The 25,932-nt window shown below is 29.1% G+C and carries 25 protein-coding genes and 1 pseudogene; 24 read left to right on the plus strand and 2 right to left on the minus strand.

Annotated features, from left to right (window positions below; translation table 11 throughout):
• The first annotated feature begins 27 nt into the window (after positions 1 to 27).
• The 11 genes from rimP (at position 28) to ACTQYZ_RS03680 (ending at position 9,893) form a co-directional block, all read left to right on the plus strand.
• A complete protein-coding gene (rimP, locus tag ACTQYZ_RS03630) occupies positions 28 to 489 on the plus strand; it encodes a ribosome maturation factor RimP (protein ID WP_171020591.1) in 462 nt (153 codons plus the stop codon).
• Between the two features lie 15 nt (positions 490 to 504).
• Positions 505 to 1,707, plus strand: a complete 1,203-nt coding sequence (gene nusA, locus ACTQYZ_RS03635; protein WP_441022767.1) for a transcription termination factor NusA — start codon at positions 505 to 507, stop codon at positions 1,705 to 1,707.
• Positions 1,708 to 1,722: 15 nt separating this feature from the next.
• Complete coding sequence (gene rnpM / locus ACTQYZ_RS03640; protein ID WP_329383865.1) at positions 1,723 to 1,992, plus strand: RNase P modulator RnpM; 270 nt, start codon at positions 1,723 to 1,725, stop codon at positions 1,990 to 1,992.
• A gap of 20 nt (positions 1,993 to 2,012) precedes the next feature.
• Positions 2,013 to 4,421, plus strand: coding sequence for a translation initiation factor IF-2 (gene infB / locus ACTQYZ_RS03645; protein WP_441022770.1), 2,409 nt, complete (start codon positions 2,013 to 2,015; stop codon positions 4,419 to 4,421).
• Positions 4,422 to 4,429: 8 nt separating this feature from the next.
• Positions 4,430 to 4,786 (plus strand): 30S ribosome-binding factor RbfA, encoded by a 357-nt coding sequence (rbfA, locus tag ACTQYZ_RS03650; RefSeq protein ID WP_138268789.1) that lies wholly within the window; start codon positions 4,430 to 4,432, stop codon positions 4,784 to 4,786.
• A gap of 1 nt (position 4,787) precedes the next feature.
• On the plus strand, positions 4,788 to 5,723 hold the full coding sequence (locus ACTQYZ_RS03655; RefSeq protein ID WP_171020590.1) for a DHH family phosphoesterase: 936 nt from the start codon (positions 4,788 to 4,790) through the stop codon (positions 5,721 to 5,723).
• Position 5,724: 1 nt separating this feature from the next.
• The gene (gene truB / locus ACTQYZ_RS03660; RefSeq protein WP_441022773.1) at positions 5,725 to 6,639 is read left to right on the plus strand and encodes a tRNA pseudouridine(55) synthase TruB; all 915 of its coding nucleotides are present in this window, start codon (positions 5,725 to 5,727) and stop codon (positions 6,637 to 6,639) included.
• The gene (locus ACTQYZ_RS03665) at positions 6,639 to 7,553 is read left to right on the plus strand and encodes a bifunctional riboflavin kinase/FAD synthetase (RefSeq protein ID WP_441416048.1); all 915 of its coding nucleotides are present in this window, start codon (positions 6,639 to 6,641) and stop codon (positions 7,551 to 7,553) included. Before truB ends, ACTQYZ_RS03665 begins: the two co-directional genes overlap by 1 nt.
• A 149-nt stretch (positions 7,554 to 7,702) precedes the next feature.
• On the plus strand, positions 7,703 to 8,476 hold the full coding sequence (locus ACTQYZ_RS03670; RefSeq protein WP_441416049.1) for a transporter substrate-binding domain-containing protein: 774 nt from the start codon (positions 7,703 to 7,705) through the stop codon (positions 8,474 to 8,476).
• Positions 8,477 to 8,503: 27 nt separating this feature from the next.
• Complete coding sequence (locus ACTQYZ_RS03675) at positions 8,504 to 9,172, plus strand: amino acid ABC transporter permease (RefSeq protein ID WP_441022779.1); 669 nt, start codon at positions 8,504 to 8,506, stop codon at positions 9,170 to 9,172.
• Positions 9,165 to 9,893, plus strand: coding sequence for an amino acid ABC transporter ATP-binding protein (locus ACTQYZ_RS03680; RefSeq protein ID WP_441022780.1), 729 nt, complete (start codon positions 9,165 to 9,167; stop codon positions 9,891 to 9,893). The genes ACTQYZ_RS03675 and ACTQYZ_RS03680 overlap by 8 nt, the downstream gene beginning before the upstream one ends.
• 135 nt (positions 9,894 to 10,028) lie before the next feature.
• Here ACTQYZ_RS03680 and trxA read toward each other — a convergent pair whose 3' ends face one another.
• On the minus strand, positions 10,029 to 10,355 hold the full coding sequence (gene trxA, locus ACTQYZ_RS03685; RefSeq protein WP_138268784.1) for a thioredoxin: 327 nt from the start codon (positions 10,353 to 10,355) through the stop codon (positions 10,029 to 10,031).
• A 156-nt stretch (positions 10,356 to 10,511) separates the two neighbouring features.
• Here trxA and ACTQYZ_RS03690 point away from each other — a divergent pair, with 156 nt between their 5' ends.
• From ACTQYZ_RS03690 to thrB, 8 genes and pseudogenes are all read left to right on the plus strand, one after another.
• Entirely contained in the window at positions 10,512 to 11,888 is a 1,377-nt protein-coding gene (locus ACTQYZ_RS03690) for an aminotransferase class I/II-fold pyridoxal phosphate-dependent enzyme (RefSeq protein WP_441022782.1), read from the plus strand.
• Positions 11,888 to 12,550, plus strand: a pseudogene (locus ACTQYZ_RS03695) (dTMP kinase); the annotation flags it as partial. The gene ACTQYZ_RS03690 and the pseudogene ACTQYZ_RS03695, both read left to right, overlap by 1 nt.
• 24 nt (positions 12,551 to 12,574) lie before the next feature.
• Positions 12,575 to 12,904 carry a cyclic-di-AMP receptor gene (locus ACTQYZ_RS03700; protein WP_171020594.1) on the plus strand — a complete coding sequence of 110 codons (330 nt, stop codon included), beginning with the start codon at positions 12,575 to 12,577 and terminating at the stop codon, positions 12,902 to 12,904.
• A gap of 2 nt (positions 12,905 to 12,906) precedes the next feature.
• The gene (locus ACTQYZ_RS03705; RefSeq protein ID WP_441416050.1) at positions 12,907 to 13,776 is read left to right on the plus strand and encodes a hypothetical protein; all 870 of its coding nucleotides are present in this window, start codon (positions 12,907 to 12,909) and stop codon (positions 13,774 to 13,776) included.
• Positions 13,776 to 14,705 carry a PSP1 domain-containing protein gene (locus tag ACTQYZ_RS03710; protein WP_441022786.1) on the plus strand — a complete coding sequence of 310 codons (930 nt, stop codon included), beginning with the start codon at positions 13,776 to 13,778 and terminating at the stop codon, positions 14,703 to 14,705. Before ACTQYZ_RS03705 ends, ACTQYZ_RS03710 begins: the two co-directional genes overlap by 1 nt.
• A 12-nt stretch (positions 14,706 to 14,717) precedes the next feature.
• Positions 14,718 to 15,695, plus strand: a complete 978-nt coding sequence (locus tag ACTQYZ_RS03715) for a PTS transporter subunit IIC (RefSeq protein ID WP_441416051.1) — start codon at positions 14,718 to 14,720, stop codon at positions 15,693 to 15,695.
• A gap of 10 nt (positions 15,696 to 15,705) precedes the next feature.
• Entirely contained in the window at positions 15,706 to 17,196 is a 1,491-nt protein-coding gene (thrC, locus tag ACTQYZ_RS03720) for a threonine synthase (RefSeq protein WP_441022790.1), read from the plus strand.
• A complete protein-coding gene (gene thrB, locus ACTQYZ_RS03725) occupies positions 17,196 to 18,065 on the plus strand; it encodes a homoserine kinase (RefSeq protein WP_441022792.1) in 870 nt (289 codons plus the stop codon). The genes thrC and thrB overlap by 1 nt, the downstream gene beginning before the upstream one ends.
• A 26-nt stretch (positions 18,066 to 18,091) precedes the next feature.
• Here the strand turns inward: thrB and ACTQYZ_RS03730 are convergent, their stop codons facing one another.
• Positions 18,092 to 20,002, minus strand: coding sequence for an NAD(+) synthase (locus ACTQYZ_RS03730; protein WP_441416052.1), 1,911 nt, complete (start codon positions 20,000 to 20,002; stop codon positions 18,092 to 18,094).
• A 202-nt stretch (positions 20,003 to 20,204) separates the two neighbouring features.
• On the opposite strand from ACTQYZ_RS03730, the gene ACTQYZ_RS03735 reads away from it, so the two are divergent.
• From ACTQYZ_RS03735 to ACTQYZ_RS03755, 5 genes are all read left to right on the plus strand, one after another.
• On the plus strand, positions 20,205 to 22,031 hold the full coding sequence (locus tag ACTQYZ_RS03735; protein ID WP_441022796.1) for a polysaccharide biosynthesis protein: 1,827 nt from the start codon (positions 20,205 to 20,207) through the stop codon (positions 22,029 to 22,031).
• 121 nt (positions 22,032 to 22,152) lie between these two features.
• Positions 22,153 to 23,478: a hypothetical protein gene (locus ACTQYZ_RS03740; RefSeq protein WP_441416053.1), complete on the plus strand. Its 1,326-nt coding sequence runs from the start codon at positions 22,153 to 22,155 to the stop codon at positions 23,476 to 23,478.
• Between the two features lie 30 nt (positions 23,479 to 23,508).
• Positions 23,509 to 24,660, plus strand: coding sequence for an aminotransferase class I/II-fold pyridoxal phosphate-dependent enzyme (locus ACTQYZ_RS03745; protein WP_441416054.1), 1,152 nt, complete (start codon positions 23,509 to 23,511; stop codon positions 24,658 to 24,660).
• Between the two features lie 2 nt (positions 24,661 to 24,662).
• Positions 24,663 to 25,304, plus strand: coding sequence for a sugar transferase (locus tag ACTQYZ_RS03750; protein WP_441022802.1), 642 nt, complete (start codon positions 24,663 to 24,665; stop codon positions 25,302 to 25,304).
• Positions 25,304 to 25,930 (plus strand): acetyltransferase, encoded by a 627-nt coding sequence (locus tag ACTQYZ_RS03755; RefSeq protein WP_441022804.1) that lies wholly within the window; start codon positions 25,304 to 25,306, stop codon positions 25,928 to 25,930. The genes ACTQYZ_RS03750 and ACTQYZ_RS03755 overlap by 1 nt, the downstream gene beginning before the upstream one ends.
• Positions 25,931 to 25,932: the final 2 nt, after the last annotated feature.

Genomic DNA, 25,932 nt, shown 5'->3' on the forward strand with positions numbered 1-25,932 from the left:
ATATTGTTTTATTTAGGAGGCTTTATATTGAAAATTACAGATAAAATTGAAGCTTTAAGTGAAGATATATTAAGTGAAAATGGGCTTGAACTTGTTGATATAGAATTTAAAAAAGAAGGAAATAACAAAGTTTTAAGATTATATATTGAAAGAATTGAAGGAAGAGTCAATCTTGACGATATAAGCAATGTAACAAGACTTATATCAGATATGCTTGATGAAGAAGACATAATAGAAGAAGAATATATTTTGGAAGTATCTTCTCCCGGAGTAAACAGAGTTATAAAAAAAGAAAAAGATTTTATAAAGTTTACAGGTAAAAAGATAGATGTAGCACTTTTTAAGTCAGTGGACGGAAGGAAAAAATTCAGTGGTATTTTGGAAGGGTATGAAGACGGAAAAGTTTTAGTTTTGGTAGACGATGATCATATGGCTATTCCAAAAGAAGATATAAGTAAAGTTAATTTAAGTTTTGATTTTAAATTTTAATTAAGGAGTAAAAAAATGGCAAGAAAGAAAAAACAAGAAGCAGATCATTCTTTAAAAGATTTTATTGAAGCATTAGATGAAATTAACAAAGCAAAAGGTATAGATAAAGAAGAAATTATTGTAGCAGTTGAACAAGCACTTGTTGCTGCTTATAAAAAAGATACAAGAAGCAATGTTGATTTGGTTGTAAACATAAATAGAACAACAGGGGCTATTGATGCTTTTTATTCAAAAGAAATTGTAGAAGAAGTTGAAGATGACGATAAGGAAATTTCACTTCACGAAGCATTGGTTCTTGATAAAAGCGCCGTTCTTGGAGGAAGTGTTATAACTCATATTGATCCAAAAGGCTTTGGAAGAATTGCAACACAAAATGCAAAACAACTTATTATTCAAAAACTTAAAGAATCAGAAAGAAATATCATCAGCAATACATTCATGAAGAAAAAAGATGAAATGGTAAGCGGTGTTATTCAAAGAGAAGAATACAAAGAAGTAAAGAAAATGATTCACGGAGAACCTGTTATTGAACAAAACAGAATTATCCATATTGATTTAGGTAAAGCTGAAGGTATAATGAACAGCCAAAATCAAGTAAAAAGTGAACATTATCATCCTGGAATGAGACTTAAAGTTTATGTTGCTGATGTAATAATAACAACAAGAGGACCTCAAATTATTCTTTCAAGAACTCATCCTGGACTTGTTAAAAGATTATTTGAAGAAGAAGTTGCAGAAATTGCAGATGGATTAGTTGAAATTAAATCAATTTCAAGAGAAGCAGGAAGCAGAAGTAAACTTGCTGTTTATTCTGAAGATGAACAAATCGATCCTGTTGGAACATGCATAGGTCCTAAAGGAATTAGAATTCAAAATGTTTTAAATGAAATCGGTGAAGAAAAAATCGATATTATTAAATGGAGCGAAGATCCTGTTGAATACATTAAAAATGCATTAGCTCCTGCCGAAGTTTTAAAAGTTGATATTTTACAAACAGAAGAAAACGATGGAAAAAATTCTGCAATGGTTGTTGTAGATGATTCTCAACTTTCTCTTGCAATAGGTAAAGACGGACAAAACGTAAGACTTGCTGCAAGACTTACAGGTTGGAAGATTGATATTAAAAGCAAAAGCAAATTTGAAAGTGAAAACGCTGATAGTGAAGTAAATATTTTAGACAGTGTTGAAGAAGTTTTACTTTCTGAGGATGAAGAATAATATAAGAGGTGGAATATGAAAAAGACACCACTTAGAACCTGCTTGATTTGCAGAGAAAAATTTAATAAAAGAGATTTATTAAGGATTGTAAGAGATAAGGAAAATAACAAAGTTGTTTTTGATAAAAGCGGGAAAATGAATGGGCGAGGAGCTTATATTTGTAAAAATCCCGATTGCATAGAAAAAATGGTAAATGCAAAAATAATAAACAATTCACTTAATATGAATCTTACTAATGAAGATATTACTCCTCTAAAAGAAGAGGTTTTAAAGTATATAAAATAAAGTAAGGAGGGTTTTTTAGTATGAGAGTTTACGATATGGCTAAAGAATATGGCTTTCCAAGTAAAGAATTTGCTGAAATAATGAAAAATATGGGTATTCCCGTAAAAAATCATATGAGTGCCGTAAGCGCACAACAAGAGAAATATTTTAGAAATAATTTTAATAAAGAGGATTATTTGAAAAATAAAGAGAATAAACCTGTTAATAAAACACAAGAACAAAGCGAAGATGAAAAACCAAATAAAGAAGAAAGAAAAAATCCTGTTGATAAAAAACAAAAGGATAATCAAAAAAACAATAAAAATAATCGTTTTGTAAAACCTGAAAAGAAGGAAGAAAAAGAACCTGAAGTTGTTGTAATATATAACGAAGAAAAGAAGAATAATAAAAACAAACCAAAGAAAAGCAACAAACATTATGATTATGACAGTAATGATGATAAAAGCGATAATGTTGTAAAAGGTGAAAAATTTAAAAACAAGAAAAATGACAACAGAAATCAAAAGAATGAAAAAGGCTACGGTTCAAAGAAAAACAAGAAAAATAAAAAAGATAAAAAAGAAGTAGTTCCTAAATTTATTGATAACTCAAAGAAATCTAAGGTTTCTAAGTCTAAATATAAAAAGAAAAGTAAAATAGAAAAAGAAGAAAAACAATTAGAAAATTCTTTAATTAGCGAAATTACAATTCCTGATGGAATTACTGTAGGTGAACTTGCCGCTAAAATAAATAAAGCTCCAACAGAAGTGATAAAAGTTTTAATGGGTTATGGAGTAATGGCAAACTTAAATCAATCAATTGATTTTGATACTGCTTCTATTGTTTGTGAAGAATTTGAAATTACATGTAACCTTGAAGATGAAAATAAAGCAATTGATGATTTATTTGATTCTCATTATCAAAATGAAGATGAACTTGTAAAAAGACCACCTATTATTACAGTAATGGGACATGTTGACCATGGTAAAACATCTTTACTTGATGCAATAAGACATACAAACGTAATTGCAGGTGAAGCTGGTGGTATTACACAACATATTGGTGCTTATACAATTACAATCAATAATGAAAAAATCACATTTATAGATACACCTGGACATGAAGCTTTTACAGCTATGCGTTCAAGAGGTGCATCTGTTACAGATATAGCAGTACTTGTAGTAGCTGCTGATGACGGGGTTATGCCTCAAACAGTTGAAGCTATAAACCATGCCAAAGATGCAGGGGTACCTATTATTGTTGCAATAAACAAAATAGATAAACCTGGTGCAAACCCTGATAGAGTAATGCAAGAACTTACTGAGTATGGACTTGTAAGCGAAGATTGGGGAGGGGATACAATTTGCGTTAAAATTTCTGCAAAGAAAAGACAAGGTATCGAAGATTTACTTGAGATGATACTTCTTGTAGCAGAAGTGGAAGAACTAAAAGCTCATCCAAGCAAACCCGCTGTAGGTACTGTTATTGAAGCTAGACTTGATAAACAAAAAGGTACTGTTGCAACACTTCTTGTTAAGTCAGGTATCTTAAATGATGGTGATACTGTTGTATGTAACGATGTATACGGTAAAGTAAGAGCTATGATGGATGATAAAGGGAATAAAATAAAAGTCGCAGGACCATCTACAGCTATTGAAATTTTAGGATTTAATGAAGTTCCTAATGCCGGTGAAAAATTCTTCGTTGCTGAAAATGAAAGAGAAGGAAGAAAATTTGCCGAAAGAAGAAAAGCTATAATGAGAGAAAATGCGCTTAAGAAGAGCGGACCTGTAAGCTTAGATGATTTATTCAATCAAATAAGCGAAGGCGAACTTAAGGAATTAAAACTTATTGTTAAGGCCGATGTAAAAGGTTCATTAGAAGCATTAACACAATCTCTTGAAAAATTAAATGATAATGAAGATGGTGTTAAAGTAAGCGTAATTCACGGTGGTGTAGGGGCTATTACAGAAAGTGACGTTACATTAGCCGCTGCTTCAAATGCTCTTATTATTGCATTTAACGTAAGACCTGAAGCAAATGCAAAGACAGCAGCAGCAAAAGAAGACGTAGAAATAAGAAGTTACAATGTAATTTATCATGTAATGGAAGAAATCGAAAAAGCGCTTAAAGGTTTACTTGATCCTGAATTTAAGGAAGTTATTGTTGGTATGGCTGAAGTAAGAGAAACCTTTAAGGTTCCAAATATTGGTTTGGTAGCCGGTTCTTATGTTACTGAAGGTGTTATTAACAGAAATGACAAGATAAGAATAATAAGAGACGGTGTAGTTATATTTGAAAGTGAAATAGCTTCTCTTAAGAGATTTAAGGATGATGTAAGAGAAGTACAATCAGGATATGAATGTGGTATTGGTGTTGAAAACTTTAATGATATTAAAGTTGGAGATGTTTTTGAAACATTCAAAATGGAAGAAATCGAAAGAGAGTAAAAAACTTTATGGGATATAGAATAGAAAGAGTAAACGAGCTGATTAAAAACGAATTATCGCTTTTAATCGAGCTTGAACTTCAAGACCCAAGATTAAAAGAAGCAATAATAAGTGTAACAAGAGTAAAAGCAACTCCCGATTTGAAATATGCAAAAGTATATGTAAGTATAATGGGAGAAAATAATAAGAAAGAAGAAATTATTGGAGTGCTTGATAAAGCTAAGGGCTTTTTAAGAAAGTCTATATCAAAAGTTTTACAAACAAAAAATACTCCTGAACTTATTTTTGAACTTGATGATTCTTTAGATTATGCGATGCATATAGACGAAGTTTTAGCAGGTTTAAATCTTGAAGAGGATGAATAAAATGATAGATAGATTTATAGAAATTCTTGAAAATAACAATACATTTTTAATACTTACTCACAAAAATCCTGACGGTGATGCTCTAGGATCATCACTTGCAATGAAAAAGACACTTAAACTTATAGGTAAAGATGTTGATTTATATGTTCAAACACCTATTCCTGTAAATTTAGAAGATATGATTTTGGAAGAGGAAGTTGCAAAATTAGATGATTTGAAAGCAAACTATGATGTTTGTCTTTCAATGGATTCAAGTAGTGAAGATTATTTATTCGGAAATGATTTAAGAAACTTATGCAATAAAACAATAGTAATAGATCATCATGTAACAAATGCAAAATATGGAGATATAAATGTTGTAAGTGAAAAAGCCGCTGCAACCGGAGAACTTGTTTTTGCAATAAGTTCTAAAATACTTGGGACATTGCCTTTAGATATTGCAAGCCTTATATATGTAGCAATATCAACTGATACAGGTAATTTCTCTTATTCAAACACTACTCCTACAACTCATATTATTGGAAGTAAACTTTTAAAACTTGGTGTTGATCAAGGTAAGATTAATGAAATGGTTAAACTTAAAGATTTAAAAAGTTTGATTATAAGAAAAAAATCTTTAGAAAGTATTTATGCTTTTAACAATAATCAAATTTTGGTTATGGTGCTTGATGATGAAAGTATAAATGAAAATACTGATACTGATGGACTAATTGATGCTATTAGATATATTAAAGGATGTAAACTTGCTGCACTTGTAAAAAGAGCAGATGAAAACTCTTTTAAAGTTTCTTTAAGAAGCGGTGGTGGAAATGTTAATGCTGCTGAAATAGCAAAAGAATTTGGCGGTGGAGGACATGTTAAAGCTGCCGGATTTACTTTTGAAGGAGATAAAAACGAAATTTTGACAATACTTAAAGATATTGATTTAGAGGTTTAATTTGATAAACGGTGTAATTTGCATTAACAAGGAGCAAAACATGACAAGTCATGATGTTTGCTTTAAGGTAAGAAAGATTCTTGGCGAAAAAAAAATCGGACATAGCGGTACACTTGATCCTATGGCAACTGGAGTAATGGGAATACTTGTAGGTAGAAGCACAAAACTTTCCAGTTATATTACTGCTTTTGAAAAAGAATATATTGCAAAAATAGAATTTGGAAAAGAAAGCGACAGTTATGATATATGGACCGCTACAAGAGAAGTTTCTCTTCCAAATTTTTCATTGGATGAGTTTGTTTTTGCTATTAATAAGTTTAAAGGAAAAATAACTCAGACGCCTCCTATATATTCTGCCATAAAAGTAAAAGGAAAACCTTTATATAAATATGCATTGGAGGGAAAGGATGTTGAAATTCCTTCCAGAGAAGTTTATATAAATGATATTGAAGTTGTTGATACCGATTTGCCAAGACATGCTACCATAAAAGTTTCCTGTTCAAAAGGGACTTATATAAGAAGTTTAATAAGCGATATAGGTAAGGAACTTGGAACAAGAGCTGTTATGAGTGGTCTTATAAGAACAAAGAATGGAGCGCTAAATATAGAAAACAGTGTTACATTAAGTGAACTTGAAGAAAAAGTAGTTAGCGGTCGATTAAAAGATGTTTTGCAAAATGATGATTTGTTTTTAAAGGATTTAGAGAGAGTAGATATTAATCCGAGAAGCAGTAAAATCATATTAAACGGTAATGCTTTGATTAAAAAAAATATTTTAACAAATGTCAGTGAAATTAGAGAGAATTCATTGGTAAGGTTATATTTGGATGATAAGTTTATCGGTGTAGGCAAAAGAGTCGAAGAAGAAAACGTACTAATAAGACCAATTAAGATTTTATACGGGGAACAAAAATAATGAAAATATTTCATTCGTTTGGTGAAGCTGATAAAAAAGAAAAATTATCTATGGCCTTTGGTTATTTTGATGGAATACACTTGGGACATGAGAAAATTATAGAAGAAGAAGACAAAAGTTTAAAAAACTGCGTTGTTACATTTGACAAACACCCAATGGATTTAATAAATAAACAACAAGCTCCTAAAAGACTTATGACTATGGATGAAAAAATAGAGTATTTAACTGATATGGGCATTGATTATTTATTTATTATATCTTTTGACTATGATTTTATGAATTTAAAAGATACAGAATTTGTAAATCTTGTTTTAGATAATGTTAATATGCAAAAAATGAAAGTTGGTTTTAATTATCACTTTGGAAAAAACGGAAGCGGAAATAGTGAATTACTTAAAAAGCTTTCAAAGGAAAAAGGATTTGAAATTAAAGTCGTAGATGAATTTAAGATTGACAATGAAAGAGTTTGTTCTACTGCAATAAGAAATTATATAAAAGACGGTAATATACAAAAAGCCAATAAATTTTTAGGCAGACCTTATATGGTGGAAGGTATAGTTTGTGAAGGTAAACATCTTGGAAGGCAGATAGGAATACCAACTGCAAATATTTTCCCAGATGAATTAAAAATTATGCCCAAAAGAGGCGTTTATGTAAGCAGGGTTACAATAGATAACGAAGTCTTTTATGGAATAAGTAATGTAGGTGTAAATCCCACATTTAGAGAAACCCCAAGAGTAGAAACTAATATATTTGATTTCGACAGAGATATTTACGGCAAAAAAATCAAAGTAGAATTTTTAGAATTTGAAAGAGAAGAAAGAGCTTTTGATTCAATTGAAGAATTAAAAACCACTATTCAAAAAAGCATACAGTTTGGTAAAAATTACGTAAAAAATAAACTTAATTATTAAATTTATTTAATTAAATAAAGTAAATATAATTTATTTAATTTAAAAATTAAAAAAAATTAGCTTTATTTTATAAAAGTATTTGGTATTTTTAACGTAATAAGTTATAATAGAACTAGTATTTTATCATTTTAGATTAAAGGAGGAAGAAAATGAAAAAAGGAAAAAAATTATTAGCATGCTTGTTAGTTGTAGGAATGCTTATAGGATTTACAGCTTGTGGATCTAAAGATGATTCTGCAAACGGAGAAAAAACTTATATAATTGCTACAGATACAACATTTGCACCATTTGAATTTACAGATGAAAACAATAATTTCACTGGTATTGATGTTGAGTTACTTGATGCAATAGCAAAAGATCAAGGTTTTAATTATGAACTTCAATCTTTAGGTTTTGATGCAGCTGTTGCAGCTTTAGAATCAGGTCAAGCTGATGGTGTTATTGCAGGTATGAGTATAACAGATGAAAGAAAAGAAAAATATGATTTCTCTGAACCATATTATGATTCTGGTGTAGTTATGGCTGTTAAAGCTGATAACACAACAATCAAAAGCTATGAAGATTTAAAAGGTGAAACAGTAGCTTGTAAAACAGGTACAGAAGGTGCTACTTTTGCTGAATCTATAAAAGATAAATATGGTTTCGAAATTTCTTACTTTAAAGATTCTCCAAAAATGTACGAAGATGTTAAAACTGGAAATACTGTAGCTTGTTTTGAAGATTATCCTGTAATGGGTTATGGTATCTCTCAAGGTAACGGATTAAAAATGGTAACAGACATGGAAAAAGGTTCTTCTTATGGTTTTGCTGTATTAAAAGGTAAAAATTCAGAACTAATTGAAATGTTCAATACAGGTTTAAAAAATATTAAAGACAGTGGAGAATATCAAAAAATATTAGATAAATATATTGCAGATAAATAGAAATAAAAAAATAGTTGGAGTGATTTAATGAATTTAATAGAGGTTTTTACTGAAGCAGCCCCATTACTTTTTGAAGGGTTTGCAATGACAATACAAATAACAATAATATCATTAATAATAGCGTTTTTCTTAGGGCTTATCTCTTGTATTATGGGGTTATCAAGTTTTAAACCTTTTAAAGCTATATCTAAATTTTATTTATGGATTATAAGAGGAACACCGCTTTTGGTACAATGTTTCTTTGTATACTTTAGTATTCCTCAGTTAATACAATCTTTTGGTATAGATTTTAGACTTACTGCTTATGCAGCCGGTTTAATAACTCTTTCTTTAAACGCCGGTGCATATATGTCTGAAATTTTTAGAGGAGGTATTCAAGCTGTTGATAAAGGTCAAATGGAAGCAGCTAGAAGTTTGGGTTTACCTAAAAGCAGAGCTATGATAAAGGTAATATTACCTCAAGCTATTAAAATATGTATTCCTTCTCTTGTAAATCAGTTTATTATTACTCTAAAGGATACATCTATTATTTCTGTTATTAGTTTAGGCGAGGTAGTATATCAAGCCAATATTTATATCGGAAGAACAATGAATTCATTTGCTACATGGACTATAGTAGGTATAATGTATTTGGTAGCGATTACTATACTTTCTATGATTTCTAATTACATTGAAAGGAGAGTAACCAATGAGTAAATTAAAAGTAACAGATCTACATAAATATTTTAAAAAGTTAGAAGTTTTAAAAGGAATAGATCTTGAAATAAAAGAAGGCGAAGTTGTTTGCATAATCGGTCCTTCCGGCTCAGGTAAAAGTACTTTTTTAAGATGTTTAAATCTTTTGGAAGTTCCAACTAAAGGTGAAATCGAAATTGACGGTAAGTTGATAACAGATAAGAAAAACGATATTAATAAAATGAGAGAAAATATTGGAATGGTATTCCAACAATTTAATCTTTTCCCTCATTTAACTGTTAAGAAAAATATTATGCTTGCTCCGGTAGATTTAAAATTAAAAACACCTGAAGAAGCAGAAAAAAAAGCTTTGGAACTTCTTGAAAGAGTAGGACTTGCTGAAAAAGCAGACGTATATCCTAAGAAACTTTCAGGTGGACAACAACAAAGAGTTGCTATAGCAAGAGCGCTTGCAATGGAGCCTGACATAATGATGTTTGATGAACCTACTTCTGCCCTTGACCCAGAAATGGTTGGGGAAGTTTTAAGTGTTATGAAAGAACTTGCTGCTCAAGGGATGACAATGGTAATTGTTACTCACGAAATAGGTTTTGCCAGAGAAGTAGCGGATAGGGTTATATTTATGGATGAAGGTGTTATTATAGAACAAGGACCACCTTCAGAAGTAATCGGAAATCCTCAAAATCAAAGAACTAAAGACTTTTTAAACAAAGTTTTATAAAAGAAGAAGGAGATATCCTTCTTCTTTTTTTAGTATTTTTGAAATAAAAAATATATTAATTATTAATTTGTAATAACATTTATATAAAATAATAAAATAGAAATTGTTATAAAAAAAGCACCTTGTGGTGCTTTTTTATAAAGAATTGATTATTTCAACGTATTTTTCTTTTGGATAAGCTCCCACTTCTCTTGCTACTTGTTCTCCGCCTTTAAAGAAAATAACTGTAGGAATGCTCATTACTCTAAACTGAATTGCAAGTTCTTGATTTGTATCAACATCAAGTTTACATACTTTAATTTTATTAGAATATTCTTCAGCAATTTCATCTATTGTTGGAGCAAGACCTCTGCATGGACCGCACCAAGTTGCCCAAAAATCAACCATAACAGGTTTATCACTATTTAAAACTTCAGTTTCAAAATTTTCATTTGTTATTGTCACGATATTTTGATTAGCCATAATAGACCTCCTTTAATTCATTATTTACATTTTATGCTATTATATCACCTTATTATGAATATTTATATATTTTATTGAAATTAAATATTAATAATTAAATTTATCATTTTATTTTATGATATAATAATTTAAAATATATCAAAAGAAAAGGCTTGTATGAAAAAAGAACTTAATGAAAGAATAAGAACATATATACATAAAAATCCCGTGAGACTTCATATGCCGGGACATAAAGGAAGAGTAAATGATTTTTATTTAAAAGATTTAACAGAACTTTCATTTAATGATAATTTACTATCCCCCAATGATGTTATTCTAAATTTACAAAATAAAATATCTGATATTTTTAATACAAAATATTCTTTTATTTTAGTAAATGGAAGCACAGGAGGGATTATAAGTTCCATTTTATATTCCTTAAAAGAAAATGATAAAATATTGATTCCAAGAAATAGTCATATTTCATCATATTATGGTTTATATTTAAGTGATGCTAATCCTATTTATATTTATCCAAAGAATAATGATATTGGAATAAGTGAAGAAGAATATATATCTGCATTAAATAAAAATAAAGATATAAAAGCAGTATTTATAACATATCCAAGTTATTTTGGATATTCACTTGATATAAAAAGTTTATGTAGAAGAATAAAAGAAATAAATAGAGAAATTATAATAATTGTAGATGAGGCTCATGGAGCACACTTTTCTTTTAGTAAGGAATATCCTGCTTCAGCACTTACCGCACAGAGTGATATAGTAATTACATCTATGCATAAGACACTATCTGGATTAACTCAAACTTCACTTTTACATATAAACAGTGATATAATTGATATTCAAAGGTTGAAATTATTTTTCAAGATGACAACTTCAACATCTCCTTCATTTTTGTTTTTGCAAAGTGTAGAAGAAGCGGTATCCTTTGCAGAAGAAAAAGGAGAAAGTATATTAAGTCAAATAAAAGAATGGTATACTGGTGCAAAAAAAGAGATAGAAGAAAATACAAATTTTTATTTGGAAGAATTTAATAGTGATATTCATGATTATACAAAATTATGTATAGGTGTTGATAATACTGGTTTTGATGGTTATTCATTATCAGAAATACTGGAAAATAATTATGATATATTTACAGAATGTTCAACAGAAAAATATGTTTTGGTATATCTTGGACTGCTTAGTAAAAAAAGCGATATTGATAGTTTAATTAGTGCATTAAAAAATATCAATAAAACATACAAAACTAATGTAGGCAAAAAAAAGGATATTATTTTTAAACATATTAAACCTATAATAAAATATTCTATGAGAAAAACTCTTTCTTTTGAAAAGAAAAGAGTAGAAATAGATGATAGTTTAGGAAGTGTAAGCTATGATTTTATATTTCCTTATCCTCCAGGATATCCTATACTTACTCCAGGGGAAATAATTAATAAGGAAATAATAGATTATATAAAAGAAATAAAAGATAAACAAACGATTCTAGGAATAGAAAATGAATTTATAAATGTTATTAAGGAGAAATAATGGCTAAGGGAAAACTATTTGTAATAGAAGGGCTTGATGGAAGTGGAAAACAAACACAAAGCGAACTTTTAGTAAAAAGATTAAAAAAAGAAGGATATAATGTTTTAAGGGCAAGTTATCCAAATTATAAAAGTGATTCTTCAGCTTTGGTGAAAATGTATTTAAACGGTGATTTTGGAAGTAATGCAGAAGATATAGATCCAAAAGTTGCTTCTACATTTTATGCCGTTGATAGATATGCAACATATAAAAAGGAATATGAAGAATTTTATAATAATGGTGGAATAATTATTGCAGATAGATATGTAACTTCAAATATGCTTCATCAAGGTTGTAAAATAAAAGATATAAAAAAAAGAGAAGAATTTTTAAATTGGCTGTTGGATTATGAATATAATATGTTTAAAATTCCTACTCCTGATAAAATATTTTTCTTGGATATTGACCCTAAAGTTTCTCAAAAACTTATAAAAGACAGAGATAATAAATTTACAAATGAGCATGAAAAAGATATTCACGAAAGTAATTTTAAATATTTAATGTCTGCTTATGAAAATGTAAATTTTCTTATAAAAAATTACGGTTTTGAAAGAATTGAATGTGTAGAGGATAATAAATTAAAAAGTATTCAAGAAATCAATAATGATTTATACAAAAGAATTAAAAATAATTTAGGAGGTAATACAATGAAATTAATAATAGCGATTGTTCAAAATGAAGATGCATTTATTTTATCAGATGCGCTTACAGATGAAGGTTACCAAGTAACTAAACTAAGTACAATGGGCGGATTTCTAAAACTAAAAAATGTTACATTAATGATAGGAACAGAAGATGAAAAGGTTGAAAGAGCTCTTGAAATAATGAAAAAAATATGTAAAAAAAGAGAACAGGTTGTTTCTACTCCTGTTGATGCTTCATTTATGGAAAGTCCTCTTACTACTTATTCTGCAAGCGTTGAAGTTGGAGGGGCAACTGTATTTATCTTAGATGTTGCCAGATTTGAAAAATATTAATTATGTTTGATAATTTATTAAAAACCGAAAAAGATATTTTGTTAAATCATATAAATAATGATACTATGGCTCATGCCTATTTGTTTTATGGTGCAAAAGAAGAAATTTTAGATAATACTATATTAGAATTTTTAAAAACATTGTATTGTAAAAACAGTAGGTATTATTGTGATGAATGCAATGAGTGCTTAAAAATAAATACAAATAATAATATAGATATTACTCATATTTATAAAGACGGTGCAAGCATAAAAATAAAGCAGATAAGACAGATGCAGTATAAAGTTTCTCTTTCAAGCAGTGAATACAAATATAATATTTTTGTTGTTCATTGTGCTGATTCTATGACTGTTGAAGCCGCTAATGCATTTTTAAAAACATTGGAAGAGCCTGTAAAAGATACAATTATAATATTATCTTCTTCAAAAAAAGAAATGATTTTACCAACTATTCTTTCAAGGTGTATAGAAATTAAGGTAAATGACAGTAATGAAAATGCTACTCTTTCTGATGAAGAAAAAACATATTTGCTTGAAAATTTACTTTCTATATTTAAAGGAAATAACTTAAATAATGTAAATATTAGCAAAAAACTTGTAAAGGATAGAAATAAAGTTGAAAATTATGTAGTTTTTATAATGAAATTTTTATCAGATGTGTTAATATATAAGGAAAGCAACTTGGATATTACTTTTAATAGAGATAAAAATAATTATAAAAATTATGTTAAAGAAGTAAATAAACTTGTTACAAAACACAAACTAAAAAAAATCATTGATAAAATGTTAAACATAAACTTAATGATTAATTATAATGTTAATGCCTCATTGGCATTTTTAAGTTTGTTTATGTATATTGAGGAGGATATTTAATGCAAAAAGTAGTGGGGGTAAGATTTAAACCCGCAGGTAAGATATATTATTTTGATCCTAAAAATATTTATTTAAAATTACAGGATAATGTTATAGTTGAAACTGCAAGAGGTCTTGAATATGGGACCGTTGCCGGTAAGGTTAAATATGTTGAAGATGAAGAAGTAACAAAACCTATAAAACCGGTAATAAGAAAAGCAACAGCAAAAGATACAAAAATTCACGAAGAAAATCTTGTTAAAGCTGAAAAAGCTTTGGAAATTTGTAAAAAAGAAATAGCTAAACAAGGTCTTGATATGAAGCTAATAAGAGCAGAATATACATTTAATGCTCAAAAGGTAATTTTTTATTTTACTGCAGATGGTAGAATTGATTTTAGAGAACTTGTAAAAAATTTAGCTGCTATATTTAGAATTAGAATTGAACTTAGACAAATAGGTGTAAGAGATGAATCCAAGATACTTGGAGGGCTTGGGCCTTGTGGTTGTGAGCTTTGTTGTAATAAATGGCTTGGAGAATTCCAACCTGTTTCAATAAAAATGGCAAAAGAACAAGGTTTATCTCTTAATCCTTCAAAAATTTCGGGAATATGCGGAAGACTTCTTTGTTGTCTTCAATATGAGCATAATTGCTATGAAGATGCTCTTTCAAGACTGCCAAGAGTTTCTGATAAAGTTAAAACCGAAGATGGCGTCGGTACAATAGAAAGATTAAACGTATTAAAAGAAACTTTACTTGTTAAATTTGAAAATGATGGAGATATTGCTTTTAAAGAATATAAAAACGATGAAGTAAAAGTTTTAAAGAGAAAGAAAAAACATTGTAACAATAAAGAATGTGACAATAAAAATTGTCCTAACCATTCAAAACATGATGAAATAGAAGAACCTTTGGATGAAGAGTTAAAAGCACTTGAAAGAGAAGATTAGGAGAAAAGACCTTTGAAAGATTTTTTTAAAAAATATTTTATTGATACATTGTCAAGTATGGCACTTGGACTGTTTTCTACTTTAATTATAGGAAGTATATTAAATCAAATAGGTGTTGTGTTTAATATAAGTTTTTTAACTGATACATTGTATCCGGCTTTAAAAACAATGACAGCACCTGTTATAGCAGTTAGTGTTTCATATGGACTTAAGGCTGATCCTCTTGTAATATTTGCATGTGGGGGTGCAGGATTAATAGGTGGGGATCCTATAAGTGCTCTTCTTTGCGGGATAAGTGGTTCCGTGGTAGGTATGCTTATTTCAAAAAGGACAAGCATAGATATAATCGTAACTCCGATTGTTACAGTATTGGCGGCAGGTATAGTTGGATATTATGTAGGACCTATAATGCAGGATTTTATGGCATTTTTAGGTGATATAATAATGAAAGCCTGTGAACAAGAACCTTTTGTAATGGGGATTTTGGTAAGTGTAATTATGGGGATTATTTTAACACTTCCAATATCTTCCGCAGCTCTTGGTATAATGCTTAATTTATCCGGACTTGCTGCAGGTGCAGCGTGTGTGGGATGTGCTTGCCAAATGGTTGGTTTTGCGGTAATGAGTTTTAGAGAAAATAAAATTGAAGGTCTTATTTCACAAGGACTTGGGACAAGCATGCTCCAAATAGGCAACATTATGAAAAAGCCTGTGCTTTTCTTACCGCCTATAATTACAAGTGCAATTCTAGGACCTGTGTCTACTATTGTATTTAAAATGACAAATACAGCATATGGTGCGGGAATGGGAACAAGCGGACTTGTAGGTCAGTTTGGTATGATTGAAGCTATGGGAAGTTCAACCGGTGTTATTGCAATGATGATTTTAATGCATTTTGTTCTTCCGGCTTTTATAACCCTTGTAATAAGTGAAATATTCAGAAAGAAAAATATCATCAAACCAGGTGATTTAAAATTAGATTTAAAATAGGAGAATTGGTATGGAAAAATTATTTAACAGTACAAGAGACAAAAACAATAAACTTACACCTTCAAAAGCTATAATAAAAGGTCTTAGTGATGATGGTGGTTTATTTGTTCCTGAATTTTTAGATGAAGTAAAATTTGATTATAAAGATTTTATAGGTAAATCTTACAATTACATAGCAAAAACAATTTTAGGTGCTTTTTTAGATTTTTCAAAGGAACAAATTGATTATTGTGTAGATAAGGCTTATAGTTTAGATAATTTTGAAAATGAAAATATTTTTAACGTTGTTGACGTTGAAGATGGTCTTTCTGTTCTTGAATTATTTACGGGAAATACAATTGCTTTTAAAGACTGCGCTCTTTCCATTTTACCTCTTTTATTAAATTGTGCAAAAGAAAATGTAAATGATAAAGATGATGTTCTTATTTTAACAGCTACGAGCGGGGACACAGGTAAAGCTGCTTTAGAAGGATTTCATGATATAGATGGTATTGATGTTATAGTTTACTATCCATATAAAGGTGTATCAAGACTTCAACTTCTTCAAATGCTTACTCAAAAAGGTAAGAATGTAAAAAGTTATGCAGTAAAAGGTAATTTTGATGATACTCAAAATGGTGTAAAAGAAATTTTTAATGATAGTGAATTTGCAAAGGAACTTGAAAAATACGGAGTAAAACTTTCTTCTGCAAACTCAATTAATATAGGAAGACTTCTTCCTCAAGTTGTTTATTATTATCATGCTTATGTAAGATTAATAGAACAAGGAAAAATTAAAGAAGGAGATAAAGTAAACTTTATAGTTCCAACAGGTAACTTTGGAAATATTTTAGCTGGATATTATGCTTATTTAACAGGTCTTCCTGTAAATAAATTAATATGTGCTTCAAATGACAATAATGTACTTTTTGATTTCTTCAAAACAGGTGTTTATGATAAAAATAGAGAATTTAAAAAGACAATTTCTCCTTCAATGGATATTTTAATTTCTTCAAACCTTGAAAGATTAATATATCATATGTATAACTCAGATGATAAAAAAGTAACAGAGCTTATGAATAAATTAAGTAAGGACGGAAAATATACAGTTGATAAAGAGTATATGGATAATGCTGACAATTTCATCGGAGGATATGCAAGTGAAGATGAAATAAGAGAAGCTATAAAATACGTTTATGAAAACGACGATTATTTAATGGATACTCATACTGCTGCAGGATATAAAGTATATAAAGATACAAAAGAAGATGATACATATTCTGTATTATTATCTACAGCGTCAGCTTATAAATTCTCTAAAGATGTATATCACTCAATTTTTGATGATGAAGTTAATGCAAATGATGATGTTGAGTATATGTACAAGTTAAATGAAAAAACAAATGTAAAAATTCCAAAAGCTGTTGATAATATCGAAAACTTCCAAAGAAGAGAAGAAGAAGTTATTACAAAAGAAGATATGAGAAATTCAATAATAAAATATATAGAAGGTAGAAAATAATGTTTGAAATAAAAGCTCCGGCTACAAGTGCCAATATATGTTGTGGATTTGATACATTTGGACTTGCAGTAACTTTATACAATACTTTTAAAGTAGAAAAAAGTGATAAATACATATTTGATGGAAGAGTAGAAGACATTAACAATACAAACAATCTTATTTTAACAAGTATGCTTACTGCTTGTAGATTTTTAGATAAAGAACCGGTTCCTGTAAAAGTTGATGTTTTTAGCGATGTTCCTTCAACTAGAGGACTAGGAAGCAGTGCAACTTGTGTTGTAGCAGGAATAATAATGGCATATAAAGTTCTTGATGTAGAGGTTGATATTGATGATGTGTTCAATATTGCTTCAAGTATAGAAGGACATCCCGATAATGTAGCTCCTTGTATTTTTGGAGGTACTACGCTTTCTTATAAACAAGATGATGAGTTTAAATATTATAAAATAAATGCAAATAAAAAATATAAGATATGTGCGTTTATTCCTCGTTTTAAACTTTCAACAAAAAAAGCAAGAAATGTTCTTCCGGAAAAATATTCGAGAGAAGATGTTGTATTTAACATACAAAGAGCATCTTTACTTCCTCTTAGTTTAGAAAGAGGGGATAGTGAATTTGTTAAAGATGCACTTCAAGATAAAATTCATGAACCATATAGAAAAGACTTAATAAACGGATATGATGATGTGGTAAATTTAACTAAAAAATATGGTTTTGTGGGAACATATTTATCTGGTGCAGGGCCTACAATTATGGGTGTCTATGAAGGAAACATTGATCTTAAAAAATTAAGATTTGATTTAAGAAAATTAAAAGATAAATATGATTTATATCCTTTAAAGATTGATTTTAACGGTGTAAGATATTAAAAAAGATGACTAAATGTCATCTTTTTTTATTCTTCTAACCAAGAAGAAAAATCTGCATCACTTGGCATTCTAAAATCTCCTCTTGGACTTAAACTTACCGACCCAACTTTGGGAGCATCCGGTGTACACGAACGTTTAAATTGAGAAATGAAAAATCTTCTCATAAAGTTATTTAACCATTTTTCTATTATTTCATCTGAATATTTTTCTTTAAATGCTTGTTTTGCAAGGAAATGAAGTTTATTTTTCTTTGCACCGCATCTTATGAAGTTATATAAGAAGAAATCATGAAGTTCATAAGGACCAATGTTATCTTCTGTTTTTTGTTCTATTTTTCCATCTTTTGTTGGTGGTAAAAGTTCAGGGCTTATTGGTGTATCTAAAATATCAAGTAATATTTCTTTTGTTTTTTCATCGCTTATCATAGCAACTGTTCTTACCAAATGAGAAACTAATGTCTTTGGAACGCTTGCGTTTACTCCGTACATACTCATATGGTCACCGTTATATGTGCACCAGCCAAGTGCCATTTCGCTTAAATCTCCAGTACCAACTAATATTGCACCATGTTTGTTTGCCATGTCCATAAGAATTTGTGTTCTTTCTCTTGCTTGTGTATTTTCATATGTTATGTCATGTATGTTTATATCATGTTCAATATCTTTCATATGAAGAGTTGCAGCTTCTTTTATGCTTATTTCTTTTATAGTTACATTAAGAGATTTCATTAAGTCAAGTGCATTTGTATAAGTTCTATCAGTTGTTCCAAATCCGGGCATTGTAATACCTATAATATTTTCACTTGGAAGGTTTAAAAGTTTCATTGTTTCGCTTGCAACAAGTAAAGCTAATGTTGAATCAAGTCCTCCTGAAATTCCAACAACTAATTTTTTAAGTCCCGTATGTTCAAGTCTTTTAGCAAGTGCTGAGGATTGAATGCTAAATATTTCATTGCATCTTTCAATTCTAAGATTTTCATCACTTGGAATAAACGGATGTGCGTCAACATATCTGTCAAAATCGGAAATCTCATTATCAATAAAAGTTTTTTCAATAACATCATATTCCATATCGTATTCTCTTTTGTTATCATTAAAACTCATATTTTGACGTCTTTGGAAATTAAGTTTTCCCATATCTACATATGCACATGTAAGTTCGTTTTCTCTTTCGAATCTTTTCCCTTTGTTTAATAGAATACCATTTTCTGCAATTACACTGCTTCCGCCGAAAAGTAAATCTGTTGTTGATTCATGAACGCCGGCAGAAACATACATATAACCACATAAGCATTTCGCACTTTGGGATACGATTAAGTTTGTTCTGTATTCATCTTTTGAAACTACCTCATTGCTTGCAGATATATTTAAAATTAAATTTGCTCCGCTTAATGCAAGATTACTGCTTGGAGGGATAGGAACCCATAAGTCTTCACATACTTCTATTCCTACCGTTAGGTCTTCTCTTAGTTTAAATAGCATTTGACCAAAAGGAACTGTTTGATTTGCAATTTTTATTTCATCATAAACATCTCTTCCGCTTGCAAACCATCTTTTTTCATAAAATTCATTGTGAATAGGTATGTATTGTTTAGGTATTATTCCTAAAATTTCTCCTCTAAGCATTATTACAGCACAGTTGTAAAGTGCATTTTTGTATCTTATAGGCATTCCTACAACCAAAGCAATGTCAATCTCTTTTGTGTATTCTGTGATTTCATATAGTGCTTTTTCGCATTGATCTAAAAGTGTATCTTGGAAAAATAAATCTGCACATGTATATGCACTTATAGATAATTCCGGTGTTATAAGAATTTTTACATTTTGTTCATTTGCTTTATCAATTAATTTGATTATTTGTTCTTTGTTATAATCGGGATTTGCAACCTTAACTTTAGGTACACCCGTAGCAACTTTTATAAAACCATAATTATTCATAATTTTCTACCTTCTTAAATATTTAATAACAATTAATTATACCATAATATATAGAAAATGAAAATAATGTAGTTTTTTGATTTTTATTATAACTATCGAAAATGCTCGAAGTTTGACAATTTTTTAGGTTCGTAGTATACTTTATGTCAAAGTTTATTTATGTAAAATCAATCATTTTTTATATTATTTGGGGAGAAAAAAATTGACGAAGAAAAAGAGATTAATAATTTTATTATTAATAGATGTATTAATAGTGTCATTTAGTATGATAATGTCACTTTTATTAAGGTTTGATTTATTTATTATACCTTCAAGATTTTTATATCCTGCACTAAGATTTTTACCACTCGATATTGTTATTGCAATAGCTGTTCTTGCTATTTTTAAAATGTACAATAGAGTTTGGACTTATGCATCGATGGATGAAGTTATTTCTGCTTTTAAGGCTGCTACAGTAATTGAACTTATTTACATTTTCTATCATGTTTACTTAGATGTTGGGATGCCAAGAAGTTACTATTTCTTTGATTTCACTTTTCTTTTTGTTTTAATTGCACTTTCTCGTTTATCTGTAAGAATTTATAAAGGCTTTATTATAAGAAAAAATAAAAGCGAGCTAAAAAGAAATGTTATGATTATAGGTGCCGGTTCAGCGGGTTCTTTACTTATTAAGGAAATAAGAAACGGTATGAAACATTATGAAGTAGTATGTATAATAGATGATAATGAAGAAAAAAGAGGAAAGTATATACATAATATTCCAATTGTAGGCGGAAGAGATGATATTTTATTTAACATTAATAAATATGATATTGATGAAATAATTATTGCAATGCCTTCTGCTTCTGTCGATACAATAAGGGATATAATCACAATATGTAATCAAACAAGTGTAAAACTTAAAATATTACCTGCAATTTCCAAAAGTCTTACAACCTCTTTAACACAAAAGGTTAGAGAAGTTAATTATGAAGACCTACTTGGAAGAGATGCTGTTGATATAAAAAACAAAGAGCTTGGAAACTTTATTGACGGAAAAACCGTTATGGTTACAGGTGGCGGTGGAACTATCGGTTCTGAACTCTGTAGACAAATCGCTGCAAATAAACCTGATAAGTTGCTTGTTGTAGATATATATGAAAATACGGCATATGAGCTTCAAATGGAACTTAAAAGAAAACATCCTGAAATTGATGTACGTGTACTTATTGCATCAATTAGAGATTATGACAGAATGGAATGTATATTTAAAAAATATAATCCACAAATTATTTACCATGCGGCAGCTCATAAACACGTTCCTTTAATGGAGTATTCTCCTAATGAAGCTGTTAAAAATAACTGTAAGGGAACGTTAAATCTTGTTAACCTTGCGGATAAATATGAAGTTAAAAGATTTGTATTAATTTCTACTGACAAAGCTGTAAGACCTACAAACGTTATGGGTGCTACCAAGAGAATATGTGAAAAAATTATACAAAGCTATAATAAAATTTCTAAGACAGAATTTGTTGCTGTGAGATTTGGTAATGTTCTTGGAAGTAATGGTTCGGTTATTCCTTTATTCTTAAAACAAATAGAAGAAGGGGGACCTGTTACTGTAACGCATAAAGAAGTTACAAGATTCTTTATGACTGTAAGAGAAGCTGTTTCTCTTGTAATTCAAGCGGGACTTCTTGCAAAAGGCGGCGAAATCTTTGTTCTTGATATGGGAAAACCTGTTAAAATTTATGATTTAGCAGTTAACTTGATTAAATTAAAAGGTTATGTTCCAAATGAAGATATTAAAATAGAAGTTGTTGGGTTAAGACCCGGAGAAAAAATGTATGAAGAAATTCTTATGGAAGAAGAAGGTCTTACAGGAACAAAAAATCATATGATTTATATTGCAAAACCTATCAATATAGATATAGATAAGTTTTTTGTTGATTTAGATAGTCTTATTGATACTGCATATAAAAATCCGGATAATATTAGGGAAGAAATTAAAAAGCTTTGCCCTACATATCATGAAGTAAAAAATAGTTAATTCAGGTATCTTAAAGTGATTTTTATCATTTTAAGATACTTTTTATTAATAAAAGATTAAAAATTTGTCAAAATATTATATTTAGGTGTATAATATGTACTTAGTAATAAGGAGAAAATCTGTGGATAGTATAAGTAAAAAAAGTAATTTATTTTTTAATATTATGCTAATCATTACAATGATTGTATTCGTACTTAGAAATACATTATTATCTGAGCTTGACAATACTTTTAGTATAAGCTTTAATTTGTTGTGCTTTTTTTTGTGTATTGCCTTATTTTTATTTAATTATTCAAAAACGGTAGAAACATTTAATTTAAAGAATATTATAAAAAATAACATTGTTATTATTTTATATTTTATTATAAGACTTTTAACTTTTGTAATAAAAGGGTTCGATTTTATCACATTTAACAGTATTATGGTTGAATTTTTTCTTTTGGTTATATTTTTTAGAGGAATAAATTTTAATGGTAATAACCCAAAGAAAATATTGTATCCATGTATGGCGATCATTACTGTTGTATGTGTGTTTTTTGTTTTAAGGACATTTTATTATATTGTAATAGGAAATAGTTTGTTTGATGCACTTTTAAAATCCCTTACTTTTAATATATCGGGAAGTATTTTCGATGTTAATCCAAACGATACAGGGGTTCTTGTTATGTTTGTATGTGCATTTTTACTTTCTTTTGTAGAGAAAAAAAATACATATATATACTTATTTTTATCATCTCTTGTTTTATATTTACTTCTTTGCGGTTGTAGAAGTGCAAGTGTTGGAATAGTTGCTGTTTTAATATCGATGATTATTTATAAAAAATGTAAAAATATTAATTGTAATAAAATCATGCTTTCGATGATTATATTGTCATTTATGTATTTGATGAGTTTATTTACCTGTACAATGATAAATAAGGATACAATTGTTTTTACACCTTTTGAAAAAAGTTGGAATCATTACAGTTCAACAAGATATATGCTTGATAAGTATACTATTTTATCACTAAAAGATGATTTCCTTCTCGGCTTTGGCTCTTTTGAATATACAGGAGAGAAAAGATATGAGTATTTAATGGAACATTTCCCTCAAGTTGTTGATGTTAGACTTGGGGCAGATGCGAACTATGCAAACAAGTATAAAAGTTTAAATGCGCATAACGGATTTTTGGATTTTATTGCCGGAAACGGTATAATATGTTTAGCATTATTCTTATATTTTATTATAAGTAAAATAAAAAATATAGATGACAGAGTATGCAGGAAATATTATTTGACGATTATTTTTATGATTGTCGTATCAAATTTTGAAAATACAATTTTAAATATAATTCCATTTATGTTTTTCTTGATACTGTTATTCATATCATGTATGGAACATGATAATCTTAATCTTGACAAATCAAATAAAAAGGAAAATTTTAAGTGTGGAAAATATAAAAAATAAAATATATAATGTTTTTAATAGGAGTTAGAAATGGAAAATAATGAAAGAATTTTTTTAGCATCTCCTCATATGAGTGATGAAGGGTATGAACAACAATACATCAAAGAGGCTTTTGATACAAACTGGATTGCTCCTCTTGGGGCAAATGTAAATAACTTTGAAAAAGAAATATGTGATGTTACAGGCGCAAAAGACGCTGCTGCCTTAGTTAGTGGAACATCAGCAATTCATCTTGCAATGAAACTTTTGGAAGTTAAAAAAGGTGATATTGTATTTTGCCAAAGTCTTACTTTTTCGGCGAGTGCTAATCCAATAATTTATGAAAATGCAACACCTGTTTTTATAGACAGTGATTTTGAAACTTGGAATATGAGCCCAAAAGCACTAAGAGAAGCTTTTGAAAAATATAAAAAACAAGGAATAAAACCAAAAGCTGTTATAGTTGTTCATCTATATGGTATTTGTGCTAATTTAGATGAAATAGTATCAATTTGTAAAGAATATGATGTTCCTTTGGTTGAAGATGCAGCTGAAAGTTTAGGCAGTATTTATAAAGGACAAATGACAGGAACTTTCGGTGACTATGGAATACTTTCTTTTAATGGAAATAAAATCATTACATCTTCAGGTGGAGGTATGCTTCTTGTAAATACTCCTGATAGTAGTGAAAAAGCAGCAAGAGCAAGATTTTTATCAACACAGGCAAGAGAAAATAAAAGATATTATTATCATAAAGAAGTAGGATATAACTACAGAATGAGTAATATTGTTGCTGGTATTGGAAGAGGTCAGCTTAAAGTTTTAAATAAGAGAGTTGATAAGAAAAGAGAAATATATTTCCATTATAAAGATGCTTTCAAAGATATTAAAGAAATAAAAATGATGCCTATTGATGATGAAAATACAAGATGTAACTGCTGGTTATCTTCAATACTTATTGATGAAAAATCAAAAGTTAAACCTCTTGATATTATTTTAAAATTGGAAGAAAACAATATAGAAGCAAGACATATTTGGAATCCAATGCATAAACAACCATTCTTTGAAAAATATGATTATATTGATAACGGAGGAGTAGGAGAGTATATCTTTAATAACGGTGTATGTCTTCCATCTGATACAAAAATGACGAAAGAAGATATGCAAAGAGTAAGCGACATAATAAAGACTCTTTTTGAATAATTATGATTAGAAAAAGAACCTTTTACGACAAGTACATAAAAAGAATTATAGATTTTTTACTGTCTTTAATCGGGATAATTATTTTAAGTCCTGTTTTATTGATTGTTTCCATTATGGTAAGAACAAAATTAGGTTCTCCCATTTTATTTAAACAGGAAAGACCAGGGCTAAATGGTAAAATTTTTAAAATGTATAAATTTAGAACTATGACAAATGAGACTGATGAAAACGGAGAGCTTCTTCCTGATGAAGTTAGACTTGCAAAATTCGGTAAATTCCTTAGATCATCAAGTCTTGATGAACTTCCGGAAATGTTTAATATATTAAAAGGAGATATGAGTATTGTAGGACCAAGACCTCTTTTAGTAAAATATCTTCCTTTATATAGTGAAAGACAATCTCACAGGCATGATGTAAGACCAGGGCTTACAGGTTATGCACAGGTTAATGGAAGAAATGCGATAAGCTGGGAAGAAAAGTTTGAACTTGATATATTTTATGTAAATAATTCTTCTTTTATGGTGGATTTAATGATATTCTTTAAAACCATTAAAAAGGTTTTTGATAGAGAAGGAATAAGTAGTGGCACTTGTGTGACAATGGAAGAATTTAAAGGTTCAAGAGAAGCTGAAGAGGTTATATAATGTATAAAGTTGTTGTAATAGGCGGCGGTGGACATGCTAAGGTTGTTATTGACATTATAAAGAAAAACGGTTATAAAGATGATGAAATAGCTGTTCTAGATGATAATTTAAACATAGGAACAAAAATTCTAAATGTAGAAGTAAAGGGAAAAGTTAAAGATTGTATTCAATTTCCTAAAGATACAAAGTTTATTATTGCAATTGGAAATAATAAAGTAAGAGAAAAAATAGTAAGTGAATATAAACTTAACTATACATCATTTATTCATCCGAAAAGTATAATCGCTGAAGATGTAAAGATAGGTGAGGGTTGTGTAGTTATGGCAGGAGCAGTAATAAACAGCGGTAGTTTAATATCAGATCATGTTATTGTTAATACGTCAGTTTCAATAGACCATGACAGCAAAATTGATGATTTTGCTCATCTTTCTCCCGGAGTTCATATGGGAGGAACTGTTAAAATAGGTAAAAGAAGCTGGATTGGTGTAGGAAGCAGTGTAAAAAACAATATTACAATATGCGAAGATGTTACAGTTGGTGTAGGCGGTGTCGTAGTTAAAGATATAAAAGAAGAGGGAATTTACATAGGCAGTCCTGTGAAAAAATTAAACAAGTGTATGGAGTAATA

It is taken from the genome of Anaerofustis sp. LCP19S3_F7 (genome assembly GCF_052119445.1).
GTDB classification, from domain to species: Bacteria; Bacillota; Clostridia; order Eubacteriales; family Anaerofustaceae; genus Anaerofustis; species Anaerofustis butyriciformans.